10 protein-coding genes are annotated in these 10,718 nt (G+C 51.5%); 7 read left to right on the plus strand and 3 right to left on the minus strand.

Annotated elements, in window-relative coordinates:
• The first annotated feature begins 209 nt into the window (after positions 1–209).
• Complete coding sequence (gene rmf, locus ACQY8X_RS02800; RefSeq protein ID WP_091358036.1) at positions 210–416, plus strand: ribosome modulation factor; 207 nt, start codon at positions 210–212, stop codon at positions 414–416.
• 106 nt (positions 417–522) lie between these two features.
• On the opposite strand, the gene ACQY8X_RS02805 is transcribed toward rmf, so the two are convergent.
• A complete protein-coding gene (locus ACQY8X_RS02805) occupies positions 523–1,548 on the minus strand; it encodes a quinone-dependent dihydroorotate dehydrogenase (RefSeq protein WP_428033618.1) in 1,026 nt (341 codons plus the stop codon).
• Positions 1,549–1,612: 64 nt separating this feature from the next.
• Entirely contained in the window at positions 1,613–1,831 is a 219-nt protein-coding gene (locus ACQY8X_RS02810) for a DUF2835 domain-containing protein (protein WP_428033619.1), read from the minus strand.
• A 358-nt stretch (positions 1,832–2,189) separates the two neighbouring features.
• On the opposite strand from ACQY8X_RS02810, the gene ACQY8X_RS02815 reads away from it, so the two are divergent.
• Positions 2,190–3,965, plus strand: coding sequence for a BatD family protein (locus tag ACQY8X_RS02815; protein WP_428033620.1), 1,776 nt, complete (start codon positions 2,190–2,192; stop codon positions 3,963–3,965).
• A 14-nt stretch (positions 3,966–3,979) separates the two neighbouring features.
• Here the strand turns inward: ACQY8X_RS02815 and ACQY8X_RS02820 are convergent, their stop codons facing one another.
• Positions 3,980–4,885 carry a TIGR01777 family oxidoreductase gene (locus tag ACQY8X_RS02820; RefSeq protein WP_428033621.1) on the minus strand — a complete coding sequence of 302 codons (906 nt, stop codon included), beginning with the start codon at positions 4,883–4,885 and terminating at the stop codon, positions 3,980–3,982.
• A gap of 108 nt (positions 4,886–4,993) precedes the next feature.
• Here ACQY8X_RS02820 and ACQY8X_RS02825 point away from each other — a divergent pair, with 108 nt between their 5' ends.
• From ACQY8X_RS02825 to ACQY8X_RS02845, 5 genes are all read left to right on the plus strand, one after another.
• Positions 4,994–5,614, plus strand: coding sequence for a riboflavin synthase subunit alpha (locus tag ACQY8X_RS02825; RefSeq protein ID WP_428033622.1), 621 nt, complete (start codon positions 4,994–4,996; stop codon positions 5,612–5,614).
• A 384-nt stretch (positions 5,615–5,998) separates the two neighbouring features.
• On the plus strand, positions 5,999–7,861 hold the full coding sequence (locus ACQY8X_RS02830; RefSeq protein ID WP_428033623.1) for a thiamine pyrophosphate-dependent enzyme: 1,863 nt from the start codon (positions 5,999–6,001) through the stop codon (positions 7,859–7,861).
• Complete coding sequence (locus tag ACQY8X_RS02835; RefSeq protein ID WP_428033624.1) at positions 7,861–8,508, plus strand: indolepyruvate oxidoreductase subunit beta; 648 nt, start codon at positions 7,861–7,863, stop codon at positions 8,506–8,508. Before ACQY8X_RS02830 ends, ACQY8X_RS02835 begins: the two co-directional genes overlap by 1 nt.
• A gap of 99 nt (positions 8,509–8,607) precedes the next feature.
• Positions 8,608–9,522: a DMT family transporter gene (locus ACQY8X_RS02840; protein ID WP_428033625.1), complete on the plus strand. Its 915-nt coding sequence runs from the start codon at positions 8,608–8,610 to the stop codon at positions 9,520–9,522.
• An 80-nt stretch (positions 9,523–9,602) separates the two neighbouring features.
• Positions 9,603–10,691, plus strand: coding sequence for an FAD-dependent oxidoreductase (locus ACQY8X_RS02845; protein ID WP_428033626.1), 1,089 nt, complete (start codon positions 9,603–9,605; stop codon positions 10,689–10,691).
• Positions 10,692–10,718: the final 27 nt, after the last annotated feature.

A 10,718-nucleotide genomic window follows, 5' to 3' on the forward strand; every position in this document is an offset into this window, starting at 1 on the left:
ACTCCAGAATCTGTTTAAGCCATTGTGAATTTCTGTGAAGTTCAAAATTTAATCAGTCAACACACAAACCACAGGAGCAATTGAGTCACAGTAACCGGGTTTACTGAGACGGCAGGGAATCAGAAAGACTGACAATCAGCTTTCGCAACAACGGCCGTGGTATCAGTAAATTGCCTGAAAATATTAAGAACTAAATAGAGGCGTCTTTTATGAAGAGACAAAAACGTGATCGTTCTTCAGTACTTTTCAACCGCGGCTTTACAGCCGGACTCGTAGGTAAATCCAAAGACGAGTGTCCAGTCACTATCGGAGACCTCAGAACCCACTGGATGAGTGGATGGCGTGAGGGGCGTGAAGCACATTGGAATGGTCAGTCGGGTGTCTCGGCTATAAACATTAATCCATCTTTGCATTAACCGATCCACTGCAACTAAATTAACGTGGAAAGAATATAAAAGAAAGGCTCCTCAGGGAGCCTTTCTTGCATTTGGTATCAGCGAATCCGTTCAGTGAGTAGCATGATTAATGAGTCAGATCAGCAATCGCCCTGACCGACTCAGAAATCAGCTCAGGTCCACGATAGATAAACCCTGTATACACTTGCACCAGTGAAGCACCCGCCTCTATCTTTTCAGCCGCATCAAAACCGTTTGTGATACCGCCGACACCGATAATCGGCAGCGCACCATCCAGCTCCCGCGCCAGAATACGGATCGCTTTTGTAGCGGCATTACGCACCGGCACGCCGCTCAGCCCACCCGCTTCCTGTGCAACAGGAGAATCTTCAACCCCAGTACGTGACAGCGTGGTGTTGGTTGCGATCACACCATCCATCTCATAAGACTTGAGGGCAGCAGCAACCAGGCCAAACTCCTCTTCATTCATGTCCGGCGCAATCTTAACGGCCACCGGAACATATTTTCCATGCAACTGAACCAGTCGGGCCTGTTCCGTCTTCAATGCCGCCAGCAGCTCGTCAAGCGAGTCGCCAAACTGCAGTGAACGCAGTCCAGGCGTGTTAGGTGAGGATACATTAACGGTAATATAGCTAGCTTTGTCATACACCTTGCGCATGCAGATCAGGTAATCATCAATAGCATTCTCGACTGGCGTATCAAAATTCTTACCAATATTGATTCCCAGAACACCGTCAAAGCGACTCTTTTCAATATTTTTCAGCAGAGTATCGACCCCCTGATTATTGAAACCCATGCGATTAATGATCGCCTGATGCTCTGGAATCCGGAACAATCGCGGCTGAGGGTTGCCCGGCTGCGGCCTTGGAGTCACCGTGCCTACCTCGATAAAGCCAAACCCCAGGGCAGCCATACCATCGATAGCGATACCGTTTTTATCCAGTCCTGCCGCAAGACCAACCGGATTGGGAAACTGAATCCCCATCACTTCAACCGGCTGGCTGAGTGTTTTTACGCCAAACAGCGAATTTAACCCGACACTGGACATCAGGCTCAGACTATTCAGCGACAGGTCATGGGCCGTTTCAGGGTCGAGCTTAAACAACAAAGATCGGGCAGCTTGATAGAGCATGGGATACCACAAGTCAATTTAAAGTGCGGGCATTATATGCAATGCCGAGGGCGCTGTAAAAAAATCAGAGTCGTTCGATAGAACTAAACTTTCCCGCATCAGTAAAGCAGATGCGAAAACTCCCCTGAACACCATTATGTAGCAGATACGGTTGCAACAATGCAGATGGAAACCGCACCCGCCTGCCGTCACGACTCACTGCGACAACATCCTTTACCTGTTGGCGATAGTGAGCCAGATACTGTTCCTGAGTTAAACTGATATCGACGATGATCTGCTGCATAGGGCCATAGTAACCAAAAATAAAGTCGCCGTAGGCTGACGTGTGGCAGTATTCTACTGACAGCAGCCTGACGGTGCCACCGCTATCAGCTTCGATGACGCCGGCAACAGGTCTAAGTCGCCATTAGTTAAACTGGTTGCGTCATTGGAGTATACGCATATTTCAACGCAACATGAATTTGAATCCATGATAAAACAATAACTTATATCTTTTTAAAAGATATCTTTTCCTTACTTTTTCCAGTTATGCTACCGTTGCAACAGCGATACACCAGCCCCTCTGGGCAACCACCATTCATAGAACACAACCAGTAGCACCTGTTCTGGAGCCGGGTCATAAACCGGAGATAAACGCACTTATGTCGCAGATGTTTCACCACAGCCGATATCTAAATCTCATTGCCGGACTAATTGCGTTTACCTCGCCTGCGGCCTGGGCTCAGCTCACCGTATTTCCTGACCGGTTCGCCATCACTGAAGGAGAAACCATTCAACTCACGGTCGAGGTTGATCAGCGCACCTCCAACCGCCCAGACTTCTCCCCCCTGACCCGTGATTTTCATTTCCTGGGCAGTAAGCAGATGACGGTCTCCAGTTATGCCAACGGCGCTAACCAAAACACCACTCGATGGAAAATTCTGCTGCGCCCACGTCACGCAGGTGATCTTCAAATCCCGGCACTGCAACTGAATAACGAATACAGTCAGCCGCAACTGATCACAGTGGATGGCGTTGCCGGGGCGGCAGCGCTGATCAGCAACGATGCATTTCTTGAAAGCTCGGCAGACAGTTACGAGGTTTATCAGAACAGCCAGCTACTCTATAGCGTCCGACTGTTTCATCTTGATGAACTGCCGCCTATGTCGAGCCTCTCTGAGCCAATGATACCCGGTAGCAAAATAGTGCCCCTGGGAGATAAACAGCAATACTCCCGTCAGATGAAAGGGCAGAGCTATCATGTCACTGAGCAGAGTTACGCCATCTATCCCGAACAGCCGGGCCCTTTGACGATACCTGCAGCCCATTTCAGTGCTGGTCCGGGCACTCCTGAGCTCAGCACAGACCCAATAACCGTTGATGTTTTGCCCCGGGTTTCGCAAGCCGTGCGGGGATACTGGTTACCAGCGTTTAAACTGACACTGGAAGATCTGACAACAGCCGAGAACAATCTACTGCTGGGTGAAAGCCAGATACGTACGCTGAAAATCAGTGCAGAGGGCCTGATGGCAGACCAGCTACCCGCTCTCATGCCGCTGCGTAATGAGTTGGCTCAGATCACCGTAGAGGATATCAGCCTGGAGCAAAATGTCACCGCCAAAGGGGTCGTCAGCAGCCGGACGGAAACCATTCGCATCACCCCCGCAGAACGGGGCGAAGTGACGCTGCCAGAGATCATTATTCCCTGGTGGAACATAAATACTGATAAGAGTGAGCAGGTCAGGTTAGACAAAGTGGTTCTGAAAGTGGCTCCGGCGGCACCAGTCAACAAGGCCGCCGTAATAGACGCAGCAACACCGGAGCCACCACACAACCCTCCTGAGGAGCCTCTTAATAATAACAGTATGCGCGTGCTGATCTGGCTGCTCACGGCTATCGCTATCGTCTCGTCGCTGGGGTGGCTCTATAGCCACTCAGCCCAGCGCCGGAGACGATTTGATATCGGCGAGACCAGCGATGAATCTGGCGGTCTGCTGCCCGAGCAGCGGCAAACCAGCGCTATTGCAAAGCATGCTTCAGAGCGCTTGCGTCAGCACAGTGCTAAGCAAATGAGTACTCACCAGAGCGATGTGGATAGGCAAAGCGAAATAGATGAAAGTAACCAGAACAAACTTAAGCAGATGCTGGAAAGTGAACAGCGAGCCTTCAATAAAGCGCTGGATGCCTGCTATAACGACCTTCCACTTGAATCCAGATTATTAATACTGGACTGGGCAAGGCTGTTCTGGCCTGGCCATAAAGTGTCGGACAGTCTCGACCTGAGTGAGATCAGCAACAGTAAAACCCTCGAACTTTTATTAATCGATATGGAAAGTTATATCAGCGGTACCGAGTCAGGCCCCTGGTCCGGCGACCTGCTGGCTCAGGCGCTTGAGCATATCAGGGAAAGCCAGCTACGCAATACCAGGCGCTCCTGATACACCGGTTTCAATCAGTCAGCAGGCTCAAGCACCTGATTAAGCGCAGTTGTCAAATCCGGGTAGGCAAACTTATAACCGGCGTCCAACAGCCTTTTGGGATAAACCCGTTGCCCCTTAAGCAACAGTTCACTCCCCTCACCCAACATCAGATCGAGCACCACTGCAGGCACCCGAAGCCAGCAAGGCCGTGACAACACTCCAGCCAGTGTTTTGCTGAAGGTATTATTGGTCACCGCTTCAGGGGCCGTAAGATTATAAGCGCCGTGGAATTCAGGATGAGTGAGCATCATGCTGATCACTTCAATCTGATCATCCATATGGATCCAGGACATCCACTGATCGCCCCGGGCAACCGGCCCCCCGAGCCCCAGTTTGAATGCGGGCAACAGCTTAGCAAGAGCCCCGCCATCGCCTAATACCACGCCGGTTCTGATCAGACAAACCCGGACCCCCATCGACTGAGCTTTAAGTGCTTCACTCTCCCAGCGTTTACATAAACGGTGAGTATAGTCATCAATGATTTCACCACGCTCATCCAACTGCAGGTCATCGGCGCGACAACCATAAAACCCGATAGCAGAACCACTGATCATCACCTCAGGATTGCGCTCCAAGCGCATAATCAGCGACACCAGGTCGGCAGTTGTCTCGATACGGCTATCGATTAACGCCTGCTTACGCTCTTCACTCCAACGCTTATCCGCGATCCCCTCACCGGCCAGGTTAATAATGCCACCCAACCACTCATCACTGGCGATCTGCTTAAGATCGCTGATTACCCGGACGGAGGCGCCAAACAACTCCCGGGCTTTCGTTTCTGAACGGGCCAGCACCACCAGCTCATGGCCATAATCCAACAGCCGGGGGATAAGATGGCGACCAATAAAACCGGTACCGCCACTGATCAGAACCTTCATATAGATCTCCTCAAACATTGCAATATCAGCTGTCAGTCTTTATAAACATAGCCCAGTAACCGATAGTTCAGTAAAGAAACTCCAGTCAAAAGCTAACAGGAAAGCATTATGTTCACCGGTATTGTTCAGGGCACAGCTACAGTTATTACGACGGTAATCAAGGATCAGTTCATGCAACTGACGCTGGAGTTTCCTCAGCAGAGCTGTGAAAACCTTCAAACTGGCGCGAGTGTCGCCATCAATGGCACCTGCCTGACCATCACCGAATTCAGTGCAAACCAGATCAGCTTCGACCTGATAATGGAAACCCTCAGAGTCACCAATCTCGGAAAATTAAAGCCCGGAGACCGGGTCAACTTTGAGCGCGCAGCCCGCATCGGTGATGAGATTGGCGGACATATGCTCTCCGGGCATATCCACGGCACCGCGATAATTGATCAGATTGAACAACCTCAGGACAACCGCATTGTCTGGTTTGAAGCGGAGCCAGCCTTGATGAAGTATATCCTGCCCAAAGGGTTCGTATCTCTCAACGGCTGCAGCCTTACCATCGGCGAAGTTCTGGGCAATCGTTTTAATGTTTATCTGATACCGGAAACCCTCACTGTCACCATTTTTGGCACAGCATCCGTAGGCGACAAGATAAATCTGGAGGTCGACAGCCAGACGCAGGCGGTAGTCGATACCGTTGAACGGTATATGCTGCAGAACGCTATATTAAGCCGCTAGAACGGCGCTTCGCGCCTGTTAGTGGCTAGACGGAAAGCTTCGCTTTCCTTGCCAGAAAAAGATGTTGCTCGGGATTATCCACCTCTGCCCAATCAACAACCTTCTTACAAAGCATCTATTCCCTAAATCCCCTCTATCCTCAATAAAGAGGGCTTTTCCTGGCAAGTGGCGAAGCCACGTCTAACCACTAGCAACGGCTTGACAGCGCCGCTGCTATCCCCCATCCAGGCCATATACGACCATTTGACCACGGGTATTCGGCTATCCTTGACTCAGGTCAGCCTGGCATTGGCGGGCTTCGTTTTAAAATCTCTCTTTTATGATTCACTTTTAAACCAAAATAACCAAAAAAACTATCAGGTCTAAAGCTGTAAGGAGCCTTTCTTGAACGCACCCCACCTCTCCCAACAGGATCAGCGTCAGTTTATTTCCGGTAACGAAGCCGTTGCGCAAGCGGCACGAGATGCCGGTTGCACAGTTGCCTCTGCTTACCCGGGCACCCCCTCCACCGAGATTCTCGAGTTTATCGCCGCCTACCCGGAGATCTATACCGAATGGTCGATCAATGAGAAGGTCTCGCTTGAAGTGGCTATCGGTGCCTCCCTGGCAGGTAGCCGGGCGCTGTGTGCGATGAAACATGTCGGGGTAAATGTCGCCTCTGATGCGCTGATGACGCAGACCCTGATCGGCGCAGTCGGTGGTCTGGTGCTCGTGGTGGCGGATGATGTTGGTCTGTCATCTTCGCAGAATGAACAGGATTCCCGCTACTGGGGCCGCTTTGCCCATATCCCCGTACTGGAGCCTGCGGACGCCCAGGAAGCCTATGAGATGACCCGGCTGGCGTTTGGCCTGTCTGAGCAATATGATGTGCCGGTGATGGTGCGTCTGACCACCCGGATCTGCCATGTTAAAGGGGTGGTCGTGTGCAGCCCGGCCGAAACCTATCAACGCAAAAACTTTACCAAAGACCCGGCTCGTTATGTCATGGTGCCCGGCAATGCCCGCAAACGGATTCCGCTGATGATGGCCCGCGACCTGACACTTAAAGAGGTCAGCGAGACTCATCCGCTTAACCGCATTGAAACCGGCCATGATAACTCAATAGGCTTTGTTGCCTCCGGGGCAGCCTATTTCCATGTGAAAGAGGCCTACCCTGAGGCGCCGGTATTGAAACTCGGTTTCAGTCATCCGGCCCCCATCGAAAAAATCCGAGAGTTTTCGGCAACCATCGATCAACTGGTGGTTGTGGAAGAGGTTGAGCCGCTGCTTGAGACCGAACTTCGCGCCGCAGGGATCAGCCTTTATGGCAAAGATATTCTCCCCAGGATAGGCGAACTGTCGCCTCAGGTGCTGACCCCCTGCATCGATAAACTATCGGGCAAGCCCTGTGAAGATAAACAAATCGCGGCCGAGGAGCTGTTTCCCCGGCCACCGACCCTCTGCGTTGCCTGTCCCCATCTGGGTATCTACTACTGCCTCTCCCATATCAAAAACACTATTATTGCCGGAGATATTGGTTGTTATACCCTCGGGGCCGGACACCCCTGGAATGCGCTGGATACCACCATCAGCATGGGGGCATCCCTGAGTGTGGCGCAGGGTATCGATAAGGGACGCAGTGAGGCAGATCAGAATAAAAACGTTCTGGCCGTGATTGGCGATTCAACCTTTATGCATATGGGGATGCAGGGTTTACTGGATATCACCTACAACAAAGGTAATGTCACCATACTGCTGCTGGATAACCGCGCGGTGGGGATGACCGGTGGGCAGAACGCCCCCTCCTCCGGTTTAAATATTCACGGAGAGCCAACCCTGCAGATCGACTTCCGCAAGCTGTGCGAAGCCCTGGGAGTGAAGCCGGAACGAATTCACGAGGTCAATCCTTACGAGCTTCCGACCCTGTTCAAAGCACTGCGTGAAGAGGTGAAGATTAAAGAGCCGTCAGTGATTATCACCAATCAGCCCTGTGTACTGACAGAGCGCTACAGTAAGCTGCCGCCTCTCAAAGTAGAGGAAGACAAATGTACCGGCTGCAGCAACTGCCTCGATGTCGGTTGCCCCGCGATTCTGGTCAGCCGCAGAGAGACCGTTATCAAGCCCAATGGCAGAGAGAAAGAGCTCACCTTCGTAAATATTGACACGGCGGCCTGTACCGGCTGTGACCTCTGTACTAATACCTGTGCACCCAACGCCATCGTAGCGGCCTTCAATGTCAACAAGATCAATGCCGTGGAGGTGAAATAATGAGATCCCAGAAAAATACAGTCGAACTGAACAGCGACACCGTCACCAATATTCTGGTCGTGGGAATCGGCGGACAGGGGGTGATGACCGCCGCCGATGTACTGGCTCAGGCCGCACTGGCACTGGGATATGACGTCAAAAAAACCGAGGTAGCAGGGATGGCGCAACGGGGCGGCGTGGTGACTTCGCATGTACGCTTCGGTAAAAAAGTGTTGTCACCGGCCATCAGACCCGGCGATGCGGATATGATGATCGCGTTTGAACCCGCAGAAGCGTTGCGCTGGCACAGCCACCTGAAACCCGGCGCAGTGGTTATGGTGAATGACTATCCACTCATACCTCCGGTCGTCTCTATCGGCCTGTATGACTATCCTGAAAATCCTCTCAGCCAGTTAGCAGACAGCTCAGTAGAGCTGCATCATTTCAATGCAGGTGACGCCGCAATAGAACTGGGTGACCGGCGGCTGGTTAACTCAATTATGCTGGGAGCGATTGCCGACCATCTGCCGTTTCCGCCGGAAACCCTGGAACAGGCTCTGCTAGCCCGTTTTCAACGTAAAGGGGAGGCCCTGACCGAGCTCAACCGTCAAGCCTTTACACTGGGACGCCGGGCATTTAATCAGCTGGATGCCGCAGCAGCCGTCTGATCGTTTAGCCCATATAATCAATTTTCGCAGCGTCCCATTGCGTAAAAAGAGCAGCCATCTACAATAACCGCTCTTTTTCTGTTTTAAGAGGTTCCATTGATGGAAACCCGCAATATCCGCGCCGACCTGACCCTGCTGCTGGTCGCTGCAATCTGGGGCTTTGCCTTCGTCGCTCAGCGTCTGGGCATGGACCACCTGGGGCCGTTCGGGTTTAATGGCTGCCGCTTCCTGCTGGGAGCGGTTTCGCTGCTGCCACTGTTACTGCTATTTCGTCCAAAAGCGGGGGCAACAGAACCCAGGGCGATGCTCCGGGGCAGTATCTCGGCGGGTGTTATTCTCTTTCTCGGGGCATCGTTACAACAAGCGGGTCTGCTCTGGACCTCCGCAGGCAATGCCGGGTTTATCACCGGACTCTACATCATTATCGTGCCACTTCTGGGGTTGCTGCTGGGCCAGATCACCCGCCTGAACACCTGGCTGGGAGGCCTGCTGGCGGTTATCGGGCTCTACTTGCTTACTGTTACTACCAACTCAGGTGCCAATTTCACCATCAATAGTGGTGATCTGCTGGTGCTCGGCAGTGCCTTCTTCTGGGCTGCCCATGTGGTGGTCATCGGTCGTTTAGCCAGTCAGCTGGACAACCTGAGACTGGCAATAATCCAGTTTATGATCTGCGCCCTGCTGAGTTTTATCGTTGCCCTGATCTTTGAACAGGACAGCCTGACCCTGTCAAATATCACCCTGGCATGGCAACCGATTGCTTACGCAGGTCTGCTTTCTGTTGGTGTCGCCTACACCCTTCAGGTAGTGGCGCAACGGGATGCACCCGCCTCCCATGCGGCGATCATTATGAGTCTTGAGGCGGTCTTTGCCGCCATCGGCGGTTGGTGGTTACTGGAAGAAGACTTCAGCCATCGCGCCATGATCGGCTGCAGTCTGATGCTGGCAGGGATGATTCTGTCACAGCTGAACCTGTTTCGGCGTAAGCAAACAAAACAGATAAACGTTACTTAAAATACGTTATATTCTTATCGCAGGAAGCAACGATCTAAGTAAATTTCAGGTCACTCAGAAACACAACAAGGATGCAGTGTATGAATGATGATAATGAAGCAATATTAGTCATTGGCGCAGGAGCCAGTGGATTAGCGTTTGCACTTGAATGCATAGATCATGGGTTCAAAGTTCGCTTGATAGATCAACGTCCCGGCAGATTGATGATTGAAAAAGCGACTGGAATTGCACAGGGGGTCTGGAACCAGTTAGATAAATTTCAAATATCCCCACGTTCGATTGCCGACACGATTCCCATGAGTAATTTTGCTTTCTACGATGATGCTAAACTTATTTCGAATGTAAGTGTTCCCGCTATTAAGGGTAAACAACCAGCCCATCTGTTCCCTCAGGGCGAACTCGAGAAAATATTAGAACACCGTCTTGCAGAGATGGGAGTGCAGGTCGAATATGGCATTCAGTTCGTTTCGATTATTAAAAACAGCGATACCGCCACCGTCAGGTTAATCAGGAATGAGTGCAACACAGAAGAACTCGGTGAGTTTAAGTGGGTGATCGGTGCTGATGGTGCCCACAGTAGAGTACGTCGTGCGTTGGAACTCCCCTTCAAGGGCAGAGAATACCCCGAACAGTGGTCCGTCGCTGAAATAAATACGCATCAATGGCCCTCTTCACTTCAGGCAAAACTACACCTTCAATCCGATGGCGTCGGGTTATTTCTTTCTCAACCCGCGTTAGGAACGGTGCAAGGGATTCTTAACGCCCCCGGCGCTGGTGTGCGACTGAAAGAGCACTTTAACGACGCTAAAATCAAATATGAACGGTCATTCAAAGTTTCACTACGCCGGGTATTAAGCCCCAGAGTAAAATGCTTCTGGCTGATTGGCGATGCTGCGCATGTTCAGTCACCGGTCGGGGGGCAAGGCTTAAATCTGGCAATCTGGGACGGAATAACCCTTGCAAAAGCGCTGATGAAAAACGATCTTTCTGTTGAAACCCAATTGGCTAAACGAGCCAGAAACGTTTTATTTTTTACTGACTTCGATTACCGGATGCTGGCAACAAAAAATACCCTGATCAGACAGTGTCGAAACTATTACTGGTCAGCCGCATCAAAATATCCGTTTCTCGCTCGCTGGTTTTTCAAGATAATATCAGGTGTCTGGTAGCTGAATTACCCATACATTTTAGGGTAA

The organism is Amphritea sp. (assembly GCF_050300915.1).
GTDB lineage: Bacteria > Pseudomonadota > Gammaproteobacteria > Pseudomonadales > Balneatricaceae > Amphritea.